18 protein-coding genes are annotated in these 22,570 nt (G+C 67.1%); 3 read left to right on the top strand and 15 right to left on the bottom strand.

The annotated features are described in order from the left end of the window. Nucleotides 1–15: 15 nt before the first annotated feature. Nucleotides 16–1,095 carry a CaiB/BaiF CoA transferase family protein gene (locus QGN32_RS15350; protein ID WP_326545219.1) on the bottom strand — a complete coding sequence of 360 codons (1,080 nt, stop codon included), beginning with the start codon at nucleotides 1,093–1,095 and terminating at the stop codon, nucleotides 16–18. A gap of 109 nt (nucleotides 1,096–1,204) precedes the next feature. On the opposite strand from QGN32_RS15350, the gene QGN32_RS15345 reads away from it, so the two are divergent. Further along, nucleotides 1,205–4,444, top strand: a complete 3,240-nt coding sequence (locus QGN32_RS15345) for an ATP-binding protein (protein WP_326545218.1) — start codon at nucleotides 1,205–1,207, stop codon at nucleotides 4,442–4,444. Nucleotides 4,445–4,490: 46 nt separating this feature from the next. On the opposite strand, the gene QGN32_RS15340 is transcribed toward QGN32_RS15345, so the two are convergent. From QGN32_RS15340 to QGN32_RS15320, 5 genes are all read right to left on the bottom strand, one after another. Beyond that, nucleotides 4,491–7,049, bottom strand: a complete 2,559-nt coding sequence (locus QGN32_RS15340) for an ABC transporter permease (protein ID WP_326545217.1) — start codon at nucleotides 7,047–7,049, stop codon at nucleotides 4,491–4,493. Continuing rightward, nucleotides 7,049–7,786, bottom strand: a complete 738-nt coding sequence (locus QGN32_RS15335; protein WP_326545216.1) for an ABC transporter ATP-binding protein — start codon at nucleotides 7,784–7,786, stop codon at nucleotides 7,049–7,051. Before QGN32_RS15335 ends, QGN32_RS15340 begins: the two co-directional genes overlap by 1 nt. After that, nucleotides 7,783–8,106, bottom strand: coding sequence for a hypothetical protein (locus QGN32_RS15330; protein WP_326545215.1), 324 nt, complete (start codon nucleotides 8,104–8,106; stop codon nucleotides 7,783–7,785). The genes QGN32_RS15335 and QGN32_RS15330 overlap by 4 nt, the downstream gene beginning before the upstream one ends. A 99-nt stretch (nucleotides 8,107–8,205) precedes the next feature. Next, nucleotides 8,206–10,782, bottom strand: a complete 2,577-nt coding sequence (locus QGN32_RS15325) for a helix-turn-helix transcriptional regulator (protein WP_326549088.1) — start codon at nucleotides 10,780–10,782, stop codon at nucleotides 8,206–8,208. A gap of 102 nt (nucleotides 10,783–10,884) precedes the next feature. Beyond that, nucleotides 10,885–11,325 (bottom strand): SRPBCC family protein, encoded by a 441-nt coding sequence (locus QGN32_RS15320; protein WP_326545214.1) that lies wholly within the window; start codon nucleotides 11,323–11,325, stop codon nucleotides 10,885–10,887. A 31-nt stretch (nucleotides 11,326–11,356) separates the two neighbouring features. Between QGN32_RS15320 and QGN32_RS15315 the strand changes: the two genes are divergently transcribed. Next, nucleotides 11,357–11,800 (top strand): nuclear transport factor 2 family protein, encoded by a 444-nt coding sequence (locus QGN32_RS15315; protein ID WP_326545213.1) that lies wholly within the window; start codon nucleotides 11,357–11,359, stop codon nucleotides 11,798–11,800. 83 nt (nucleotides 11,801–11,883) lie between these two features. On the opposite strand, the gene QGN32_RS15310 is transcribed toward QGN32_RS15315, so the two are convergent. The 8 genes from QGN32_RS15310 to QGN32_RS15275 are packed head-to-tail and all read right to left on the bottom strand — an operon-like array spanning nucleotide 11,884 to nucleotide 21,033. Next, a complete protein-coding gene (locus QGN32_RS15310) occupies nucleotides 11,884–13,323 on the bottom strand; it encodes an MCE family protein (protein ID WP_326545212.1) in 1,440 nt (479 codons plus the stop codon). A 1-nt stretch (nucleotide 13,324) separates the two neighbouring features. Then, nucleotides 13,325–14,446, bottom strand: a complete 1,122-nt coding sequence (locus QGN32_RS15305) for an MCE family protein (protein ID WP_326545211.1) — start codon at nucleotides 14,444–14,446, stop codon at nucleotides 13,325–13,327. After that, nucleotides 14,443–15,696, bottom strand: coding sequence for an MCE family protein (locus QGN32_RS15300; RefSeq protein WP_326545210.1), 1,254 nt, complete (start codon nucleotides 15,694–15,696; stop codon nucleotides 14,443–14,445). Before QGN32_RS15300 ends, QGN32_RS15305 begins: the two co-directional genes overlap by 4 nt. Nucleotides 15,697–15,698: 2 nt before the next feature. Continuing rightward, entirely contained in the window at nucleotides 15,699–17,036 is a 1,338-nt protein-coding gene (locus QGN32_RS15295; RefSeq protein ID WP_326545209.1) for an MCE family protein, read from the bottom strand. After that, nucleotides 17,033–18,025 (bottom strand): MCE family protein, encoded by a 993-nt coding sequence (locus tag QGN32_RS15290; protein WP_326549087.1) that lies wholly within the window; start codon nucleotides 18,023–18,025, stop codon nucleotides 17,033–17,035. The genes QGN32_RS15295 and QGN32_RS15290 overlap by 4 nt, the downstream gene beginning before the upstream one ends. Nucleotides 18,026–18,060: 35 nt before the next feature. Beyond that, nucleotides 18,061–19,446 (bottom strand): MCE family protein, encoded by a 1,386-nt coding sequence (locus QGN32_RS15285; RefSeq protein WP_326549086.1) that lies wholly within the window; start codon nucleotides 19,444–19,446, stop codon nucleotides 18,061–18,063. A 19-nt stretch (nucleotides 19,447–19,465) separates the two neighbouring features. Beyond that, nucleotides 19,466–20,272 carry an ABC transporter permease gene (locus QGN32_RS15280; RefSeq protein ID WP_326545208.1) on the bottom strand — a complete coding sequence of 269 codons (807 nt, stop codon included), beginning with the start codon at nucleotides 20,270–20,272 and terminating at the stop codon, nucleotides 19,466–19,468. Beyond that, nucleotides 20,269–21,033, bottom strand: coding sequence for an MlaE family ABC transporter permease (locus QGN32_RS15275; protein WP_326545207.1), 765 nt, complete (start codon nucleotides 21,031–21,033; stop codon nucleotides 20,269–20,271). Before QGN32_RS15275 ends, QGN32_RS15280 begins: the two co-directional genes overlap by 4 nt. A 357-nt stretch (nucleotides 21,034–21,390) precedes the next feature. On the opposite strand from QGN32_RS15275, the gene QGN32_RS15270 reads away from it, so the two are divergent. Beyond that, complete coding sequence (locus QGN32_RS15270) at nucleotides 21,391–21,573, top strand: hypothetical protein (RefSeq protein ID WP_326545206.1); 183 nt, start codon at nucleotides 21,391–21,393, stop codon at nucleotides 21,571–21,573. Between the two features lies 1 nt (nucleotide 21,574). On the opposite strand, the gene QGN32_RS15265 is transcribed toward QGN32_RS15270, so the two are convergent. Further along, nucleotides 21,575–22,558: an NAD-dependent epimerase/dehydratase family protein gene (locus QGN32_RS15265; protein WP_326545205.1), complete on the bottom strand. Its 984-nt coding sequence runs from the start codon at nucleotides 22,556–22,558 to the stop codon at nucleotides 21,575–21,577. Between the last annotated feature and the right edge of the window lie 12 nt (nucleotides 22,559–22,570).

The following is a 22,570-nucleotide window of genomic DNA, read 5'->3' as shown; positions in this document are numbered from 1 at the left end:
TTCCAGCAAATTTTCCTACCACCCGATATCGGTGATCGGAGTGGCGGCCTGCGGCGGTGCGCCGACGGGGCCGGCCGGGGTTCTCGAGAACCGAGGCGCCGGGGCGGCCTGGTCTACACCATTGGCCCGCACCAGCGTTGAGCGTGCGCGTAGATGGTCGTTGTGTGCCGCTTCATTCCACGTCAGTACCGGCGTGACGCATGCGTCGGTGCCCACGAAGATCTCGGCCCACTGGTCGCGGGTCTTGCCCGCAAACCGGGCGGCGAACAGCTTGTGCATCTGTGGGAACGCTGACTTGTCCAGTTGCCCGGGTACCTCGTCGGCGCTGAGCCCGAGGCCCGCCAACAGCTGAGCGAAGAACTGCGGCTCGATCGCCCCGACCGCCATGTACTTGCCGTCGGCCGTCTCATAAGTGCGGTAGAACGGGGCGCCGCCGTCGAGCATGAACGACTCACGCTCGTCGCGCAGCGTGCCGGTCGACTTCATCGTCCACATGTCCTGAGTCAGCGAGGCCACGCCGTCGACCATCGCCGCGTCGATCACCTGGCCCAGTCCCGAGCGCTCCCGCTCGTACAGCGCGGACACGATGCCAAGCAGCACGAGCATCGACCCGCCGCCATAGTCGGCGACCAGGTTCAGCGGTGCGACCGGCGGCCGGTCCCGGTAGCCGATCGCCGACAGCGCGCCGGTCTGCGACAGGTAGTTGATGTCGTGGCCCGCGGTCTGCGCTAGCGGACCGTGCTGGCCCCAACCGGTGATCCTGGCGTAGATCAGCCGCGGGTTCACCGCCGCGCAGTCGTCGGGTCCGATGCCGAGCCGTTCACAGGTGCCGGGCCGGAAGGGGTCGACGAGCACGTCAGCCTTGGCGGCGAGGTTCAGCAGTGCGGCCCGGTCCTTCTTCACGTCCAGGTCGACGACGCGCTTGCCGCGGTGCAGGAGGTCGACGTTCTCCGCGGGCATCTGCAGTCCGCCGGGTCTGCGCACGCGGACCACGTCGGCGCCGAGGTCGGCCAGCACCATCGCGGCGTGCGGTCCCGGACCGATGCCACCGAGCTCGATGACCTTCACGCCCGCTAGGGGGCCGGTATCCGTCACGCGACCTCACGCTACTAGCGGCGTCCGCTTCGAGGGCTCGCCGTCAATATCGTCACTTCTTCTCACTCCCACCGAGCTGCGGTCATACGCTTGGCGAATCGGGCGGTCCATGCATGCGCCGCCCGGATCGGCGGTGATGCTATTGACGTCGGCGGCAGCGCTGTGCCGGTCCTGCGGGGCGGCACCACACGAGGGCGCTCGATTCTGTGACGCCTGCGGGACTCCGCTGCTGGCGTCAACCGATGCGGCCGAGTACAAGCAGGTGACGGTGTTGTTCGCCGACGTAGTGCGCTCGATGGATATCGCTGCCGCACTCGACTTGGAACGATTTCGCGGGATCATGACCGAGCTTGTCGAGCGGTCGGCGGCGGTGGTGCAACGCTACGGCGGCGGAACGGTGGAGTACACCGGAGACGGAGTGATGGCACTATTCGGCGCCCCAATCGCGTTCGAGGATCACGCTTTCCGAGCCTGTTTGGCGGCACTGGCGATCCAGGACGAGGTCAAGCGGCTGGCCACCGACGTGCAGCACCGCGACGGAATCGATCTGCGTGTGCGCATCGGCCTGAATTCAGGTCAGGTGATCGCCGGCGACATCGGTTCGGGGACTCTGGGGTACGCCGCGATGGGTCGTCAAGTCGGCTTCGCGCAGCGGATGGAATCCGCGGCGCCCCCGGGCGGGGTGATGCTCTCGGAGTCGACCGCGAATCTGGTCGAGCGCACGGCGACGCTCGGTGAGCCGGAGTGGGTGCACATCAAGGGGACCGACGCACCGGTTTCCGCGCGCCGTCTGCTGGCGATCGGCCCGCGCGACGCTGTGATCGCGCGCCCCGAGGCGAGCATGTTCGGTCGAGGCTGGGAGATGGCGGCGCTCGACGCGATGGTCGACCGCACGATCGGGGGCCGCGGCAGTGTGGTGACCGTCGTGGGCCCGCCGGGAATCGGCAAGAGCCGAGCGGCCAGAGAGTTGGCGGCGTCGGCCGCAGGACATGGGCTCGAAGTGCTGTGGACCTTCTGCGAGTCGCACACCAGCGACGCTTCTTTTCATGTGGTGGCGCGACTGCTACGGGCATGGATCGGGATAACCGACCTCGAAGGCGAAGCCGCCCGCGCCCAGGTGCGTGCGCGACTTCGCGATGCCGACCCGCAGGATCTGTTGCTGCTCGATGATCTGCTTGGCATCGCCGACGCGGATGCGCCGCTGCCCCAGATCGACCCGGACGCGCGACGGCGCCGGTTGAGGGCGCTGATCAACGCCGCGTCGTTGGCCCGCACCGAACCGGTGCTTTTCATCATCGAGGATGTGCACTGGATCGATGAGGTCAGCGAATCGATGATCGCCGAACTCCTGGCCGTCATCCCGCAGACGCCGTTGATGGTGCTCATCACCGCCCGCCCCGAATACCAGGGTGTTCTGACACGGGTGCACGGCGCCCAGACGATCGCGCTTGCCCCCCTAGGTGATTCGGACAGCATCGCACTGATCGTCGAGCTGCTGGGTTCAGATCCCTCGGTGGGTGAGCTGGCGGCGATCATCGCCGAGCGCGCTGCGGGAAACCCGTTTTTCGCCGAGGAGATGGTGCGTGAGTTGGCCCAGCGCGGTGTGCTGGCCGGTGAGCGCGGCGACTATGTCTGTCGGGTGGATGTCGCCGAAGTGAGTGTTCCGGCCACGGTGCAGGCGACCATCGAGGCGCGCATCGACCGGCTGAGCACCAGGGCCAAGCGGACACTGACCGCGGCGTCCGTGATCGGCGCGCGCTTCGATGCAGAGCTGCTCGCCGCGTTAGGCATCGATGCAGAGGTCGATGAGCTGCTGGACGCGGAGTTGATCGATCAGGTGCGCTTCACTCGCAGCCCGGGGTACGCGTTCCGGCATCCGCTGATCCGTGCGGTGGCCTACGAATCGCAGCTCAAATCCGATCGCACCCAGTGGCACCGGCGTCTGGCCGGAGCAATCCAGGAGCGTGCGTCCGACTCGGTGGAGGAGAACGCGGCGCTGGTCGCCGAACACCTCGAAGCAGCGGGCGAGCTGCACGCGGCGTATGGCTGGCACATGCGCGCAGGTGCGTGGTCAGCCAACCGCGATGTCCACGCTGCGCGGGTCAGCTGGGAGCGGGCCCGCCGCATCGCCGACACGCTGCCTGTCGACGACACCGACCGACTGTCGATGCGCATCGCGCCGCGAACCATGCTGTGCGCCACCGACTTCCAAGCCCGAGCAGTCCAGGAAAGCCGAGGCCGCTTCGCTGAGCTACAGGAGTTGTGCAGCGCAGCCGGTGACAAGGTCTCGCTGGCCATCGGCATGACCGGGCTGGCATCCGAGCTCCTCTACGCGGGGCGTTCGCGCGAGGGATCCCGGCTGGCGTCCGAACAGATGGCACTGCTCGAGTCGATCGGCGATCCCACCTTGACCATGGGTTTGGCGTTCATCGGTTTCCTCAACTGGTTCAACGTCGGTGCATTCGGGGAGATCTTGCGGTGGTCGCAGACCGTCGTCGACCTGGCCGGCGGTGACCCCGCCAAGGGGGCCGGCTTCGGTCTGGGATCACCGCTGGCGGCCGCGTTGGCATGGCGCGGTGTCGCCCGGTGGTGGCTGGGCCGTCCCGGCTGGCGCCAAGACCTCCACGACGCCCTCGCGATGGCCCGACACAGCGACCCGACAACTCTCGCGCTTGTCGTCGGCTGGACCTACGGTGCCGCGACAACCTATGGCGTGCTTCGGCCCGATGACTCGGCGCTGCTCACGTGCGAGGAGGCGGTGCAGACCGCCCAACGGGCCAGCAGCGATATCGCGGTGATCTTCGCCGAGTTCTCGTTGGCTTGCGCGCTGCTATATCGGGACGCCGAAGCCGATCGTCACCGCGGGCTGGACCTGATGATGCAGGTCCGCGACAGGTTGCGCGAGCGTATTCCCTCCTTGATCCCGCTCACCGAGTTGCTGGCCGCCCCGGAGAGGGCCAGACGCGGCGATCGGGAAGCTGCCATCGGTGTCATGCGAGAAGCCGTGACCGAACTGCACCAGGCGGCGCGGGTCGGATATGTCGTTTTCGGGACCGGCGTACTGGTGGAGGCGCTGCTGGAGCGGGGCGCCGAGGGAGATGTGGCCGAAGCCCAAGAGGCGATCGATCGGTTAACGAACCTGCCTGCAGACAATGGTTCGGCGGTCGTCGACATCACGCTACTGCGGTTGCGCACGCTGGTAGCCCGGGCACGCGGCGACGATCTTGCCTACCGGGACCTGGTGAGTCGCTACCGCGCGACGGCGGAATTGCTTGGTTTCAAAGGACATATCGCCTGGGCCGAAGCCATGCGGGAGGCCGACGAAGCCAATGCGAGCCAACAAGATTGAACGCCAGCCTACCCCTCGCAGGCTGACGTCCAATCCGCCGCTCACCTCAAGCGGTTCGCAGCACGTCGACCGCTTCCAACCGTCGCGCATGAAAGACCGGATAGACGGCCGCAGCCAGCACGAGCACGATCACCGCCACGACGCCGCTTCGTAATGGCCCGTCCAGCACCGCCCAGTGGACCTTGATGCCGTAGTACACCGGCGAGCCCAGCGTCCACAGATACGTCAGACCGAGGCCGCCCAACGAACCGAAGACGGCGGCAGCGAGGCCGAGTAGGCCGGCATGCGCGAGCACGACCGCCTGCTCCTGCCACGGTGTCACACCGATCGCGCGCAACGCCGCGCGCTCCCGCTTGCGTTGTACGAGTCCGAGTACGAACACATTCAGCACGCTCAGGCCCGCCAGCGCCATCACGATGTACCCGCTGATTGTGAACGGCTCCAGGAAGCGGGTGATCCCCTGCGCGGCCACCGAACGCCACTGCTCGTCATCGTAAACCGCAAGTCCGGCATCGAGATCCAGGAAGTCCCGACGATGGACGGTTGCCTCGGCGGGAGACGAATAGCGCACCGCGGCCTGGTCGCGGACGGCTGCCCAGTCGGTGCGCGCCAGCTGTTCTGACGTCAGGACGATGTCGCCCACCGCCGTGTCGTCGATCATCCGCGGGTGAAAGACCCCGGCCACGCGGTACCGCTTCGCTCCGTCGACCGTCGGCAGTTCGACCGTATCGCCCGCGGTGACGCCCAGCCGACTGGAGGCGACCTCGCTCAAGCCGATCTGCCCGTCGCGCAGGCCCTGCCACATTTCATCGTCGGCACCGGTCGGTTGATAGCGCGCTCGGCTGTACCAATCGCCCGGCGTCACACCGATGACAAGGCGCGACAACGTCCCTGACGAGATGGTCGACCGCCAGCGCGCCGACGTGTTGTGGCCGTCGGCGGCACCGGCCACCAACTCGAACGTGGAGTCCGCGAGGTGGCCGTCTCGCTGATCGAGCACCGATTGGGCCGTGACGAGCAAGGCCGCGGGCAAGCGGTCCGTTTTCTGCTCTGCCACCTGTGAGCTGGCGAGCAGTTGCATGCCATGTGAGCCGATGGCCAAGCCGCTGCCGACGGTGAGCAGGGCGACGGACATCGCGAACAGCAGCGTGTAACGCCGGACATCGGCACGCAGCAGGCGCCCGGCGTCTGGTCGGACGGCGGTCAGCAACTCGATCAGCGGCCCCGCTCCGCGCGGAGCGATCCACAGCGCCACAAACGCGACTCCATAGAGCCCGAGCGCGATGCCGTTGATGCCGACGTTCAGCGGTAGCGACCCGCGCTCGAAAATCCGCAGCGCGACGTGGGAGGCCGCCAGCATCGCTGCGCCGATGACGAGCGGCCACACCGGGATCGTCCTCACGCGCTGCATCCCGCCGGCGCCGGCCATCGAGGCCAACGGGCCTTCACGGACGAGTCGCAGGGCCGGCCCGATCATGGCGAGGACTCCCGAGACGGTACCCGCGGCCGCGCCGATCGCGATCAAGCTCGGCGTGAAATGCGCTACGGGGGTGGCGCCGGAGCCGGCCAAAATGGCTTGGCCGTGCCGATGCACCAGATACGTCCCGAGCAGAAAGCCGCTCGGCACCCCCGCCAGTCCCCCGAGTACTCCTACCACGGCGCCTTCGCCGAGCATGCCGGCGAACAAGCCGACCGGCTTCGCGCCCATCGCGCCGATGCTTCCCATCACCGCCCGGCGGTCCTCGACCGCGAGCAGGATGGTGTTGACGGCGATGAGAAAGCCGATCAACACTCCTGCCAGCACCGTCAAGTTGAAGCTCGGCCTACCGTTCTCCAGCACCGCAGGCAGATGCGGCCGGGGCGGACCCGCCGTCGCGATACCGGCGATGACGCGATCGATCTCGGTCATGATCGGCGCGCCGGGTCTGGGCAGCACGAACGCGGCGGTGACGTAGCCCGGTGTGGAGAGCATGCGCGCGGCGGTCTCCCAGGAGGGCGCGAACAGCACGTAGCCGTTGTTGATGGCCTCGACGCGGTCGAACTCCGGGAACGTCCAACCCAGATGTGCCGAGCCCGGTGGCAGGCCGGGGATGCGTAATTCGTCCCCGAGCCGCAAGCCATGACGCTCGGCGACGACCGTCGCCATCTGCAGTGGTACACCTGGACCGTCAGCGGGCTTCTCGCCTCGAGTGCGCTGTTCGCAGTTGAAAGGGCCGACCAGCAACTCGATTTGGCAGGACCCGCCGAGCAGGAAGAAACCCTGCTCGTCGCCCGCGACGTCCACCGGCGTCAAGCCGGCGACGACCGGGATGACGGCCCGCGCCCCCGTGACCTCGGCGCGCAGCCGGTCGACGGTGTCGATCGGCAACCGGCCACCCACATTCGGGCTGACCTCGACGACCCCGGCGGCGGCGGCGTGGGTGAGCGAGGGCCCATACGAGTCGAACGGGCGCAGGAGTTCGGCCTTGAGTATCAGCGACCCGACCACCACGGTCACCCCGACGGCGACACCGATCACGCTGAGCAGCGTCCGGCGCCAGTCTGCGATCAACGCGGCGAGGTGGATCCGCTGAAACGGCACCCATACGCCGCGCAGCCGATGCATCACCTCTCCCCGACAGGGGCGGCGTCGACCTCGTACGCGCACCCGTCGACAAGGTGTAGTTCACGGGAGCCGTAGCGGGCCGCCGTTTGGTCGTGGGTCACCATCACGACCGCCGCACCGTCTTCGTCCGACAGCGAGCGCAGGAGTTCCAAGACCTCGATCGACGAATGACGATCCAGGTTCCCCGTCGGCTCATCGGCGAGGATGATGGCAGGTCGGGCCACCAGAGCGCGCGCCACCGCCACCCGTTGCATCTGTCCGCCCGACAGTTCGGCCGGCAGGTGCGCGACCCGGTCGGCGAGCCCCACCCGGTGCAGTAACGCCTCCGCGCGCGCATCCGCAACTCGCGTCGGCATGCCGTCGAGCACCAGTGGCAAGGACACGTTCTGGACCGCGGTCAGCATTGGCACCAGGTTGAAGAACTGGAACACGAATCCGAGGTTGCGCCGCCGGAACGCGGCACGCGCGCCGGCTCTCATCGTCCACAGGTCTTGTCCGGCAACGGCAACCGTGCCGGTGTCCGGTGCGTCCAGGCCACCGGCGACATGCAGGAGCGTCGACTTGCCAGACCCCGACGGTCCGCTCACGACGACGAATTCACCTGCCGCCAACGTCAAGTCGAGATCGCTCAGCGCGTGCACCCGCTCGTCGCCCCGGCGGTAACTCTTCGTCACGCCCTCGAGCTTGAGCACCGGCGCGATGTCGCGATACTCGCATCGGTCTTGGAACAAGGTCACAGCCTTCGCATCTCTCGCGCCATGGCGGCGGATTCGAGGAAGGCTTCGCGACGTGGCGGATAGTGATGTGGCGGATAGTGCCGTGGCGGAGCGTGCTCCTCTGCCGGCACCGCAACCTGGGCGTGAGTCGACAGCAGCGCGCGCACGGCGGCGATCACGCCATAAGCGGGCCGGGTGCGGGCCGGCGCCGCAGCCGCTGCGGTGCTGAAGGCCACTTCTCGCACCGTGATGACCACCGGGTCGCAGGCTTTCTCAACTGATTGCCCGGTATTTTCGACGGCTTCTAGATGATCGGTCGGAACCGTGAACAAATCGGCCACTTCGTGCCTCCTCACTCGTCAGTTGCGTCCAATCGTCATTCGGGTACGTCGCGACGAACGCAGTAGGCCGCCACTGCAATCTGTGCGGTCTGGAGCCGATCAGTACTTAGCGGCCGTGCGGTGAGGTAGCAGCGCGGCGAGTTCTTCGCGGCTGGTGGTGCCGGTCTTCGCCATGGCCCGGTAGATGTGACTTTCGACCGTGCGCACGGACAACGTCAGTCGCTGGGCGACCGCGCGGTTCGACAGCCCCTCACCGATCATCATCACGATCTCCTCTTCGCGATCGGTCAGCGGCAAGGGTTCGGCGGCCTGACGCAACGCCGGAGTGCTGGCGCCGCACCGCTCGGCCAGGGCGACGGCGCGGCTCACGCATCCCAGCGCCGAGCCTCTCTTGTCTTCTCGGCGGTATGCCAGCGCAGCGTGGGCGGTCGCGTCGATCGCCGCAACGAGATCGCCTATGTGCTCGAATTCCCCTGCCACCGAGTCCAACCCGGCGGCATCACCGTTGCCCAGCGCCTCGGCAAATCGCGCGGCCAGGCCGGCACGGGGTCCCTCGACCATGGCTTCGAGCTCGCGCAACCTGGGCCCGCTGCTGCGCTCACCGAATTGTGTGGCGGTCTGCAGGCAAAGCGCCTCGGCCGCGAATTGCCCGTCTGCGCAGGCTCGCCGAGCAGCTGAGAGCGCTATGGTGATCGCCTCGCTGACGGCGCCCTGACTTGCCGCCACCCACGCTCGCATCAGCGACTGGTCGTGGTCCAGGAAGCGGAATCGGCGCGCCATCCTGGCCAGCGTGGTCTGCGCGGCGGTCGCCTCTCGGGTCATTCCGCGCATCGCGAGCGCGGTCACATGGGGTATGCGGTATCGGTATCCCCAGCCGTCGGGATGTGTTGCGTGCAATCCGTCGACGGCCTGCTCGAGCAGTGCGCATGCGCGGAGCAGATCACCGGCGCCGAGCGCGGCCCGGCCGGCCACCGCGGCGCCGAGCAGGTGCGCGACCCCTGGCAGATCGGCCGCTTGTTCGCGGGTCCGCTCGGCTACCGTCGTCGCGTCCTGGACCAGGCCAGCGAGAAGCAAGGCACTGACTTGCGCATCCGCGATGTTGAACCTCATCTGCGGGGCGTCGAGCGTGCGAGTCGCGACGGAGTAGCCGGAATCCGCGTACGCCATGGCGTCCGCGGTGCGTCCGGCATCCGCACAGATCTGGGCAAGCGACCAGGCTACTTCGGCGCCGACGACAGGAACATCCGCCAAGGCAACGGTTTTCGAGACCCGCAGCGCCTTCGCCGGCTGATCCATCGCGAACCAGTAGACGGTGAGGAAGGCGTCGAGGTAGGCCCGGGCGTCGGAGGGCGTGGCGGGCAGAACGTCGTCGATGAGTGCCTTTGCGCGCGCCGGATCGCCGAGCGCCCACAGCATGTTGCTCGACCGTAGAAAGGTGAGCCTGGCGCGGTCATGGTCGGTCAGCAGGCTGGTGTCGATCCCGGCGAGTACATCCTCGGCCTCCTCGCCTCGGCCCAGCCAGGAAAGCGCGTGCGCGCGAACGAAGTTCGGCTCCGCCGCCGCGCCGGCGTGGATCGCTGCCTCTGCGAGTCGATCCGCGAGGACCAGGTCTCCCAGCCAGACAGCACCGTAGGCCGCTCTGACGAGCAGATCGGCTTCGGGTGCGAGATCGGACTCGAGACTCAACGTCGCACGGCGCACGACGGCGCTTACGTCGTCGGGATCAGTCGATGCGGCGAGTTCCGACGCAACCGATCCGCGGAGCCGTCGTAGCCGGCTGTATGGCGCCCGCCTACGGCGGACCTCCGCGTAGAGCGGATGCGCCACCCGCACTTCGATTCCGCCGCCCGCGGGTTCCAGGCAAATCAGGCCACGGGTTTCGGCCTCCTCGACGGCGGGCGCATCGGTGATCCGCGTGAGGGCGCCGAGGTCGATCGGCTCTGCGACAGCTACCACGTCGATCACGTCACCGACCGGCGCCGGCAGGACTCCGATGCGCGACTCGATGAGCTCGATCAGGCCCGGCGGCATGACCGGATCGCCGACCCAGCGCCACGCTCCGTCTTCCCGCACGATCCGGCCGTCGGCGACCTCCTGCTCGACGATGTTCCTCAGATAGAGAACGTTGCCGCAGGTCAGCATCCACAACCGCCGAGCGGCATCAGAAGCCACCGGGCCGCCCAACGTCGCTTCCAGCAATGTGGCCGTCTCGCTCAACGACAGATGCTGCAGATCGAGTCGGCCGAACTCGTTGGCCGTCCACAACTCCTGCACAGCGGCGGGGACCGGCTCACCGTCGCGAACCGTGAGGATCACCTTGGCGGCGCCGCGCTGAACAATCTGGTGCACGACGAAGGTCGACAGATCGTCGAGCAGGTGTGCGTCGTCGACGCCGAGAACCACCCTGGCGGTCGACGAGGCGGGGGCCAGCGCCTCCATGACCCCGCGCAGCAGCTGGAAGGTGTCCGTGACGCCCGCCGGCGCCCAGGCCGCGAAAGCGCCGAGCGGGACCGCTCGGGCCGAGGACGCGCCCGCCGTCCATCGAGTCTCGAAACCTCGCGACGCCGCCTCCGACAACGCCTCGTGGGCGAGCCGGCTCTTGCCCACGCCTTCGGATCCGCAAAGGAGAACGCCGCACAAATCCGGGCCCGCGACAGCGGCCCCGATCGTTCGCATCTCCTGCGTGCGGCCAATTAACGGCCACGACAAGCGCACGCAAAGAGACTATGAGCCGGGATACCGCAGCGCGGGGATTTCGCGAGTTCGAACTGCGCAGCGTCAACCCTTCTTAAGCTTCAGCACCTGCTTGCGCAGACCATCGGTAGCCGACTCCAGGCCGCCCTTCATGGCACGCTTCAACACGAAGCCGGGGATCGGCACGGCAGGGTCGACGGTGATCTCGAAGCGCACCTTGGTCTTGTCACCGTCGGGAGTCAGTGTGTACGACGCGTCCTGGGTTTTGAGCTGACTGGATTCCAGCAAGGTCCAGCCGGCCTTGTTCTCGGTCCAGGTGTACTGCACGACCTGCTCGTCGGAAATCCCCATGGTTTTCAGCTTGATGCGGACCTTCGACGGTCTCCCGTCGGCGTGCCGGTCGAGCACCTCGGCGCCCTGGTGTTGGGAGGACCACTCCGGTGCACGCTCGACGTCGGCGATGACGTCGAGAATCTCGGCCGGGCTCGCGTCGATCACGACCTCGCGGGAATCGCTGGTAGCCATGCCTGACCCTAACCCCGTTACGGTTGACCGCATGGAGCTTTGGGAGCTTTGCGCCCGCGAACGGATCAGAGACACGCTCGCCCAGTACAACTGGTCGGGTGATGCGCTGCGGCTCCCCGAGCTTGCCGCCGCCTTCTGCGATGACGGGGTGCTCGAGGTGCGGGGCAGCGAACCGGTGCAGGGCCGCGCGCAGATCGTGAACTTTCTCGGCGGTGCCGTCGCGCAGCCGAATGCGACCGCCTCGCAGCCCAACGTCAAGCGCATCGTGCGCCACAACGTGACGAATATCCGGTTCACCGATCTGACGCCGCACGAGGCCCGGGTCGCGTGCTACTTCACGGTGTTCACCGAGATCGGGCTCGACCACTACGGCCGCTACCGCGACGTGTTCGTTCCGGTCGGCGGCAACTGGCTGATCCGCCACCGCTTCGTCTCGACGGACTGGGCCGCACCAGGCTCGACGATGGCTCGCTGAACACACGTCGCGAGTTCTGCGCCAGCGCTACTTTCGCCGGCCATGACCCTGGCTAAGAAGTCGGCGCAAGATCTGGTCCCGGACTACCCCGGCGGCACCAGCATCGACTGCCAGTCCTTGGATTGCGGGTGGGCGAGGTCGGCCTGCGTGTGTGCCTTGCCGTCGGGGCCGACGTAGACACCGGTGGCCGGGTCGTAGGGCACTGAGGCGACGGGCGCCGTCGGTCGCGGGTCCTGGCCGGGCGCGTACTGCGGCACGCCCTGCCCGCTGCGCGTCGCGTTCGGATCGCCCTTCCAGTTGTACCCGTCGTTGAGTGGGACGTACTGCTCGTCGCTCTCGCACAACTCGACCGTCGGGGCACGCTTGCCGGGCACCGTCTCGCACGGGATATTGCGAACGCCACGGACATTGAGGTCCGAATCCTGCGGCACGCGGCAGTACAGGTCCCCGGCCGGGCGTTCGGGGGCGTCCTGCTCGGACGGCGAGCGCTGTTGACGCACGGGCAGGAACCCGGTGTTGCAGGGCGGCGGCAGGTTCAGGTTGAGGTTGAAGTCGAGATAGATGCCCCGGTAGTCCTGTTTCGTGTTGGCGTTCGGAAGAACGATCGCCGACATCACGGCGGTGCCCTGCGGGAAAAGCACCAGCAGTTGTTCGATGTCGTTACGGTACGCGATCGCGATCTCGCCGAGGCTCACCATGTTCGCCAGAAGCAACGGCAGCGCGGACGCGATGCGGTCGAAGACGGCCCGGCCCTCCTCCAAGGTGGGGCCCGCCGAGTCGAGCAGACCGGCGAAGGCCGTGTCCTGCGCCTTCAACTGTCCGGTGATCGATGCCATCCGGTCGGCCCAGGTTTGGATCGAATCCGCGCTCTGCACTTGGGAATCGAGGACCGGCGGCGCCTCGTCGATCAACCTGGTGATCGGGTCGACGGTCTTGCCCGCATCGATTGCCAGCGCCGTCGACCCGTCGACGATGCGCGACAGTTCCGGTCCCAGACCGGCGACCGCGGTGGCCGCCTCGTCGACCACGGTGCGCAAGTTGTCCTGCGGAATCGCCTGCAGCGCCCGGTTGGTGGCGTCGAGCAGGTTCGCGATGTCCGCCGGCACCCGCACTCTGCCCGCGGGGATAACGCTTCCGTCGCGCAGCGGCTGGGCGGTCGCCGCATCGGTACCCGGTGCCGGCGTCAGCTCCACGAACTGTTCGCCGACGGCCGAGCGGCTGTGCACCGCCGCCGAGACATCGGCGGGGACCTTGGTCGACGAGTCGAGTTTCAGGACGGCCCGCACACCGTCGCGGGTGGGCCTCACCGATGTGACCTGGCCGATCTCCGACCCTCGGTAGGTCACCACCGACGACGGGTAGAGCCCGCCGGAGGACGGCAGGTCGAGCGTCACGTTGTAGCGGCCGATACCGAGCAGGGCGGGAACGTGGACGAAGCCGAAAGCCATGATGCTGCAGGCGATCACCGTGACGCCGAACAGGATTCCCAGCTGGATCCAGACCGTGCGGGGTAGCCGGACCATGTCAGTACGCCCCCCACCGGTACGGGACGACCAGCGGGTTGCCCGCCGTGTACGGGCTGGGCTTCTGACCGATCGTGCGACCCCACTGCAGTTCGAGTTCGGTGAGGTCGCCCTCCCACCTCGTGCCGGTGAAGAGGCCGGCGTCGATGCGGCTCAGCGTCAGGTCGATGACGAGTGTGATGTTGGCGAAGTCGCCGCGAAACCAGTTCGGAATGGTGCTTTTGACCCACGGGTAGGTGGACAGAAAATCCAGGCCCCTGGTGAGCGCCGGACCGGCGTCGGCGAGTTCCCGCAGCACCGGCGCGATGCTGCGCAGGTTCGCCGCCAGTGACTCCCTGGTCTGGTCGACCGTCGAGGTGGCGATGGCGCTGAACTCGCCGAGCGCATCGACGGCGTTGGCCAGCTTCTCTCGCGAATCCGCCAGCACCGAAATGGCTTGCGGAATCGTGGCGAGTGCCGTGTCCACGGCTTCGTCCTTGGCCGCCACCTGCCCCGCGAGGGCGTTGAGGTTCTCGGTGGCCGTGATGATGTCGTCTGCCTGCTCGTTGAGGCGGCCGATGAAGGTGTCGAGCTGGCTCAGCAGGCTGCGCATGTCGTTCTCACGGCCGGCGAGCGCCTTGGCGAAAGCCTGGTTGATCTCCTGGAGCTGGCCCAATCCCCCGCCGTTGAGCAGGATCGAGGCCGACGCCAGCGTCTGTTCGGTGGTCAGGTAGGTTCCGGCTGCCGCCAGCGGGATCACCGACCCCTCTTGGAGTTCCCCGCGCGGTGGTTCGTCGGTCGGGGGCGCCAGCTCGATGTGCATCGATCCCAGCAGGCTGGTGGTGCCGACTTTCGCAGTGCTGTTCGCGGGCAGGTGTACGTCCTTATTGATGCGCATGGTGACCAATGCGTGCCAGTCCTGCACCTCGATCCTGGTGACGTTGCCGACGTTGACGTCGGCCACGCGGACACGGGTGTTCTGTTGAATGACGACGACATCGGGAAGCTGCGCCTGGATGGTGTAGGCCCCCTCGCCGGTGCCCTCGACGCCCGGCAATGGCAGCGAGTTCAAGCCACGCCACTCGCATCCCGTCGACGCCGAGAGGCACAGCAGCGTGAGCACCGCCGTCAGCGCGCGGCTCACCGCGAGCCACCCTGCGGCACCATCAAACCCGGCAGGCCAAGGGCCGGATCGGTGGGCGTCGCGGCTGGCGGCAGGTTCGGGTTCAGCGCGTCCTCGCTGTAGGTGATCTCGTTGGGCCGCGCCGACGCCCCCACGAACGGATTGACGCCGAGCGGCGGGAAGTTGTACTGGCGGTTCTTGATAATAGGCGCGAGATACTGGACACATAGCTTCGCCGAGTGCTCGAACCCCTGTCGGGCAGCGGCTTCGATTGCGCTGCAGATGAATTGGACCGTATTCGCGAAGTTCACCGGTGCCAGGATCCCCGTAATCGAACTCTGCGCCGGCTGGTAGATGTTGGTAAAGTTCTGAAACACCGTCGGCGTGATGTGCAAGACCTGCTTGACGTCTTGCCGGCTGTCGTTAAGCGCGGCGGTGATCGAAGCGAGGCGGTCGAACGTCACGCCCAGCCCTTCGCGGTTCTCGGCGACGAACCCGCGCAGGTCCGTCACCGCCCCGTCGATGCTCTTGGTCGCCTCGGCCACTTCGTCAGGGGTGTTGGACAGCACGGTGGTGATGTCGGCGAGGTTGGCGTTGAACTGCGCAAGCAGATCGCTGCTCGACGACAACGCCGACACGAGTAACTGCAGGTTGCGCACGGTGCTGAAGATGTCGGTGCTGTGGTCGCCCAGCGCCGAAACCGCCTGCGACAGCTTGATCACCGTGTCGCGCGCGGTGGCGCCGTTGCCCCGAAGGTTGTCAGCGGTGGTGTTGACGAACTCGCCGATGGCGCTGACCCCGCCGGGGCTGGCGGGTTGCAGCGATTCGGTGAGTTTCTCCAGTTGCCGGCGGAAGTCGTCCCATTCGACGGGGACGGCGGTGCGGTCCTGCGGAATGGTCGCGCCCGCAGCAAGTTTCGGGCCACGGGAGTAAGCGGGAACGAGCTGGACGGCCCGCGCACTGACCAGTGAGGGCGACAGGATCGCGGCGCGTGCGTCGGCGGGCACCGGGTAGCGCTTGTCGACCGAGAACGTGACTTTCGTCCGGTCGGGCTGCGGCTCGATCGCCTCCACTGTCCCGACCTCGACGCCGAGGATGCGGACCTCGTCGCCGGTGTAGAGGCCGTTGGCGTTGGCAAAGTATGCGACGAAGGTGTCCTTGGCCACGCGGTCCCACCAGGGGGTCGCCACGACGGTGATCGCGGCGACCAGGACGATGGCCAGGGTTGCCGCGGTGGTGATCCGTACCGCACGCAGGGTCGTGGGCTGCATCGTCACTGCCCTCCGGCCTGCGCCTCGGGAACCGGCGGACCCACCGTCGGTGGCGGCAGTTCACCAGGCCCGGGCCCAGCTGCAGGCGGACCGGGCGGTGGGCCGCCGGGCGGCGGTGCGGGTAACGGTTCGCGGTACGGGTAGCGGCCGGGAAACTGGGCGGGCAGGTTCGGGTCTCGATTACCCGTGATCGCGTCCGGCACAGTCAGATGCGGTTCGCCACCCTGTCCGGTACGGGGGAATGGCACCGGCAGTGCCGGCGTACCGGGTTGGCCGACCCCTGGGTCGACGAGTTCGGACGGCAACAACACGTTCGGGTCCAGGCCGAGATCGGAGAACGCGGCGTCGATGAACGGTTGGGCGAACTGGCCGGGCGCCAGGTTGACCAGCGACGCTTTGAAGAATGGGCCGGCGCCGAGCACCTCGCCGAACGACATCGCGTAACGCCGCAGCAGATAGAGTACGCGCCGCAGTTCGGCTTTGCGGTTGTCTAGCATGGTCAGCACGCCGTTGAGTTTGCCGACCGCGGGTTTGAGCTGGGTGCGGTTGTCGGCCACCAGTCCGGAGATCTGCTGCGACACCGCGGTGATGTTGACCATCAGGGCGTCGACCGAATCGCGCTGTGACAGAACCTCACTGAGCAGTGAATTGGTGTTGACCACCAAGTCGGCGATCTGGTCGCTGCGCTTGCCCAGGACGGCGGTCACCTTGTTTGCGTCGGCGAGCAGGTATCGCAGCTGGGCGTCACGGGTGTTGAGGGTGTCGGAGAACCGGGCGACGCCTTCGAGCGCCGCCCTCAGTTCGGGTGGGGTGTCTTTGAACGTGTCGGCCAGCGTCGTCAGCGCCGAGGAGAGCTGGGTGGTGTCCAGCGCGCTGATGGTGGTGGTCAGATCGCCGAGCGTGGTGGGCAGGTCGTATGGCGACGTGGTGCGTTCGAGCGGAATGGTGCCGGTGAGTGCGCCTTCGCCGCGGGGAGTGATCTCGAGCATTCTGTTGCCGAGCACGGTCTCGGTCTTGATTGCGGCCTCGGTGCGGTCGCCCAACTCGACTCCGTTGCGGACGGTGAAGGCCACGAGCACCTTGGTGCCCTCCAGCCTGACCCCGGACACCCTGCCGACGGACATGCCAGAGACCCGCACGTCGCTGCCGGGTTTGATGCCACCCGCCTCGGCGAAGTAGGCGGAGTAGTCCGAGGTGCCCTTGATCATCGGGATCTTGTCGTAGGAGATGGCGGCAATCACCATGGCTACGACGACACCGATGCCGACCGCGCCGACGGCCAATCTGTTGCGTTCGGCGAGTGGTTTGAACGTCGGCCGCCGCAATCGGATTCGGCTCATTTCGCTGCGCACCGCCCTGTGCTCTGCCCGACGAGTTTGACGAACACCGGTTGGCCGCCTTTTCCGTTGGCCTTCAGGATCGCGTCGCAGAGGTAGAAGCCGAAGTAGTCGCCGTATAGGCCCTGGCGGGCGAGGATCTGATACGCGTCGGGCAGGGTCTTGAGCAAGTCGTCGACGTATTCATGGTCGGCCAGAACCTGGCCGGCGAAGCGGTCGGTCTGCGTCACGGTCTCCTTGATCGGCTGGCGCGTCTCGGTGAGCAGGCCGGCCACCGATCCGGCAGCGGCGTTGAGGTAGGCTGTTCCGGTCGCGATATCGGATTTGCGCGCGGCCAGTCCCTCGGCTAATTGCGAAAGTTTTTCCAGCCCTTCGGCGAACTGGTCGTCGCGGGCCGCGAAGGTACCGAGCACCGTGTTCAGGTTCGTGATGACCTGACCGACGAGCTCGTCGCGGCCGGCGAGAGTGGTTGTCAACGTCGAGGTGTGAGCCAGCACCGAGGCGATCGTGCCGCCCTGACCCTGGAACACCCGCAACAGTTCCCCGGACAGGGCGTTGACCTGATCGGGATCCAACGCACGAAAGAGCGGGCGGAAGCCGCCGAGCAACGCGTCGATGTCCAGAGCCGGTGAGGTGCGAGCAAGCGGAATCGTCTGCCCCGGTTGCAGTTTGCGTACCGAGCCCACGCCTTGTTCGAGCGACAGGTACCGGTCGCCGACCAGGTTCTCATAGCGGACCGCCGCCTTGGTGCCTTCGGTCAGCGCGAAGCCCTTGTCGATGGCGAACTCGACGGTGACGGTGCCGTCTCTGTGCAGGGCCATGTTCTTGACCTTGCCGACTTCGACGCCCGCTATGCGCACGAAGTTGCCGCCTTTGAGACCCGACACGTTGGTGAACACCGCGCTGTAGGTTGCGCGCGAGTCGAAGCGGATTTGCCCGAACACCGTCACCAGTACGAACATGAACGCAAGGCACATCGCGGTGAACAGCATTACGCGGGTCAGGGCCCGTCCGGTGCCTCTGCGCCTCACCGTGGTCCCTCCGGCGCGGGGGGTGGTGGTGGAGTCGCTCCGGGTACCGGCGGCCCGACGGGCGGGTAGAGCAGCGCGGATCCGTCGGGGGCGAAACGCGGTGCCCCATAGGGCGGCTCGCCGGGGTAGGTCGGCCCCGGACCTGGGGCCGGACCACCCGGATAGCGGATCCGCGGCGGTTCGGGTGCCGCCTTGGTCACCGGGAAGTAGTTGGCGAAGCCGGGGAATCCGATTCCGGGATTAGGTCGTACGTCGAGCCCGGCACCGAATCCCGTGTCGGTGACGAGGTATTTCACCGGGTAGTTCGCGCCGATGTCGGGCAGCGATCCGCAGCTCGGTTTGCCGCCGGGCCCGCCTTTGGCGTTGACTCTCGGAAGGTTCTCCGGATAGCGGTACGGGTCGTCCCCGGCCAGCAGCGCGGCGTCCATGATCACCGATTTTCCGTTGCCGCCCATTGCGTCTCGGCCGCCATTCTCCAGAAACCATTGAGCGCCCATGAAGAGGCAGGTGTACGTCGGCGAGTACTTGTCGAGCAGTTCGGTGGTGGGCGCGGCGGTGTTGATCGCCCGCACCAGGGCCGGCTGGTTGGCTCCGACCGTGTCGATACCGGACCGCGAGAACCCGACGGCCGAAAGCAGGAGATGGTCCAGCACCTCGGCGTGCGACGATATCGTCGTGCTCGTCGCGGAGAATGAGTCGAGGATCGACAAGATGTTCTGTGCAGCAGCCGAATACACCTCAGACGTCGCACCGAACAGCTGCCAGTCACGCCGGACGGTGTCCATCCGCGGGTTCACGGCGAGCAGTACGTTGTTGGAGTCGGTGATCGCCTGGCCGATCACGTCGCCCTTGCCGCGCACCGATTCGGCCACCGCGGACAGCACGGCATTCAGCTTCGCCGGGTCGATGGCCTGCACCACCGATTGCAGGTTCTGGAACACAGTGTTGACCTCGACGGTGACGTTGCGCGAGTGCAGTACCGAACCCGCCTGCAACGGTCCGGAACTCGCGTCGGCCGGTATGGAGAGCTCGACGTATTTCGCCCCGAACGCGGTGCTCGCCTTGATCTGCGCCTCGACGTTGTCTGGTAGCAACTCGAAAGCTCCCCGGTCGATCTTCAGGGTCAGCTTCGAGGAGTCGCCGTCCGCGCCGGATTCGACGTCGATGTTTCTGACCTCGCCGATCTGCACGCCCCGAAGTTTCACCTTGGCGCCGTCCTCCATCACCAGGCCGGCCCGGTCGGAAACCAGGGTCAGCGGCACCGTCCTGAGCAGCGTCCCGGAGAACAGCAGGGCGGTCATCGCGATCAGGGCTCCGCCCACGAGGAACAGCACGGGGGCCCACCAGATGGGGTCGATCCGGTCGCGCCGGGGCGAGTTCATTCCGCTGTCGCTCACGGCGTCACCCCGACAGGTGGAAGTTGCCGGACTGCCCGTACACCGACAGCGTGATGGTCAGCAGGATGAAGACGCCCACGGTGATCGACATGCGTACCGCGCGGCCGACGGCCTCCCCGACCCCGGCCGGGCCGCCGGTGACGGTGTAGCCGTAGTAGGTATGCACCGCCATCACAGCGGCGGCCATAGCCAACGCCTCGACGAAGGACCACAGCAGATCCGTCGGATGCAGGAACGTCGAGAAGTAGTGGTCGTAGACGCCCGCCGATTGGCCGTAGATGACAGTTGTGCCGAACCGGGTCGCCAGAAACGACATCAGCACCGCGACGGTGTATATGGGGATGACTGCCACGACGCCTGCCACGATGCGGGTGGCGGCGAGGTAGGTGATGACCCGGATACCCATCACCTCGAGCGCGTCGATCTCCTCGTTGATCCGCATCGCACCGATCTGCGCGGTGGCGCCCGCGCCGATGGTCGCAGCGAGGGCCACTCCTGCGGTGGCGGGTGCGATGAACCGGACGTTGAGGAAGGCGCCCAGGAAACCGGTGAGCGCTTCGATGCCGACGTTGGACAGGGTGTTGTAGCCCTGGACGGCGATCAGCGCCCCGGTGGACAGGGTGAGGAACCCGACGATGACGACCGTGCCGCCGATAACGGCGAGCGCGCCGGTTCCGATTCCCATACCTGCGATCTGGTGCAGCACCATGGTCGGATAGCGCCGGACGGCGTCGGGGGTCGACGCCAGCGCTTGACCGTAGAAGGCGGTCTGCTCCCCCAACTTGCGGGTGGCGCCCAGCACCGTGCTCACGGTGCGACCTTCACGCCGAACGCCGTGGCCAGAATGTTGATCAAAAACAGTGCCATGAAAGCGAAGACGACGGTTTCGTTCACCGCTGCGCCCACGGCCGTCGAGCCACCGCCGACGTGCAGGCCCTTGTAGCAGGCGATGAGACCGGCGGAGAGCCCGAACAGCAACGCCTTCACAAGAGACACGATCACCTGCGGCAGTCCGGTCAGCAGCGTCATCCCCGCGACGAACGCTCCGGGCGTGACGTCCTGAACGAACACCACGAAGAAGTAGCTGCCCGCCAACCCGACGACCGCCACCACCGAATACAGCATCAGCGCGACGAAAGTCGCCGCAATAACCCGGGGCACCACCAGCGCCTGAATGGGGTTCACGCCGATGACCTTCATCGCGTCGATCTCCTCGCGGATGGTTCTGGCTCCGAGATCGGCGCACATCGCGGTGGATCCGGCGCCGGACACGACGATGGCGGTGACGACCGGGCCCACCTGCGTGACCGACGCCAGTGCGGCGCCCGCGCCGGAGAGGTCGCCGGCGCCGACCTCGATAAGGACGATGTTGAGCGTGAACACGATCAGCACCGTGTAGGGGATCGACAGCACGAGCGTGGGCACGATCGACACCCTCGCCACGAACCAGATCTGGTCGATCGATTCGCGCCAGGCGAACGGCGCGCGGAACATCGCCGCGAACGTCTCGCCCGCGAGCACCACGAAGTCACCCATGGCGACGGCGGGCCTCGACCAGGTCGTCCCCGTCATGATCGACGACCCACCAACGGCTGCACCGGCCACCTCAAGTTCCCATCCCGTCGTCGTCAGGCTGCGCGGGACGCTAAGAGAGCCGGTGTTGACTGTCAACGTGGGTATACGGGCAAGCCAGGCCGTCAATAAGCAGGATTCGCAGGTCACCCCAATAGCTTTGGTTTCGCTCACCTAGATCGGATCGGGCTGAGCTTTTGGCTTGCCATCGCAGCGGGTGACAATCGGTATCCTTCCGGGGGGTGGACGCTGCAGTGGGCCGACTGTCTCGCCGAGCGGAACCGGATGCGTCGGGACTGGAAAGCGCAAAAGTCGGCGCAACGACTGAAAGTCGAACTCCGGGGGTATCCATCGCTGGTGAGCGACGACAAGCGAGACAAGCCTGACACCGCCGAGACCGACGCGGGCCCCGCGAACGCGGACGACGACGTGCAGAGCGACCCGGCCAGGGGCTCCGCCGGCACCGAGGGCGTGGACTGGTCGGACGAGGGCGGCGCGACACCGAGCGGACCTGCCGACACCGGCGACCACACCCAGTGAGTCAGCGCAGCGATTCCGCCAGCTGCGTCAGCGTCTGCGCGGCCGTGTGATTCGGCCGCCAGCCGAGCTGAGTCTTCGCCTTCGTCGTGTCCATGACGACCGATGTGCGGCTGGCGTGCAGCCATTCCAGCACCGACGGGATCAACGGCAGCCGGGCCAGGACCCCCGACGCCACGGTCGCGGTGATCTTGGGGACCCGCACCGGCCGAGCGCCGAGCGCGCGTGCCACGTCGGACAACGACACGACCCCGTCGGCGGCGATGTTGTACGCGCCCGGTGGCGCAGATGTCGTGGCCGCCAACGCTACTGCGGCCGCCACGTCGTCGTGATGAACCAGCTGCAGCGGTGTGCCGGGATCCGGGAACGGCGGTTTCAGCAGCGGCACCGCCTGGGTGATGCGCTTGACGGGTCCGGGCAGCTGCGTCCACGGCATGGCGTCGGCCAGTGCGTGCGCCTTCGGTCCGGCGACGATGCAGGGCCGCAACACGTACACCGTCAGCGACGTGCCGCCGGTGATTTCGGCGAGCGCGTCTTCACACGCGGCCTTCTGCTGCGAGTAGTAGTGCTCGGGCGAACCGCGCGGCGGGACGCTTTCGGTGATCGGGACGGGGTTGTCGGAGTGGTAGCCGTAGGCAGCCACCGAAGAGGTGTAGACCAGTCGCTGTGGGCGCGCGGCGGCCACCGTCGCCTCGAAGACGTTTCGGGTGCCCGCCAAGTTGACCCGCGCGCTCTCGTCGCGCGAGCCCATGATGATGAAGGCCAGATGGACGACGACGTCGGCGCGTTCGACGAGTGCGTCGACCGCCTCCCGGTCGATGATGTCACCCCGCACGTACGTCGTTTTCGACCATCCGTGTTCGGCCGGATCGAAGGGCCGGCGCGCCATCCCGATGATCTCGTCGATATCGGCGCTGGTTTCGAGAGCCTGCACCGCCGACTTGCCGATCTCGCCCGTGGGCCCGGTCACGGCCACCGTGATTCCCATGGCCCAGGCTAT

This window comes from Mycolicibacterium sp. ND9-15, assembly GCF_035918395.1.
In the GTDB taxonomy this organism is placed as follows: domain Bacteria; phylum Actinomycetota; class Actinomycetes; order Mycobacteriales; family Mycobacteriaceae; genus Mycobacterium.
Note: the sequence above shows the minus strand (reverse complement) of the source record. Positions and strands in the feature narration are given on the sequence as shown.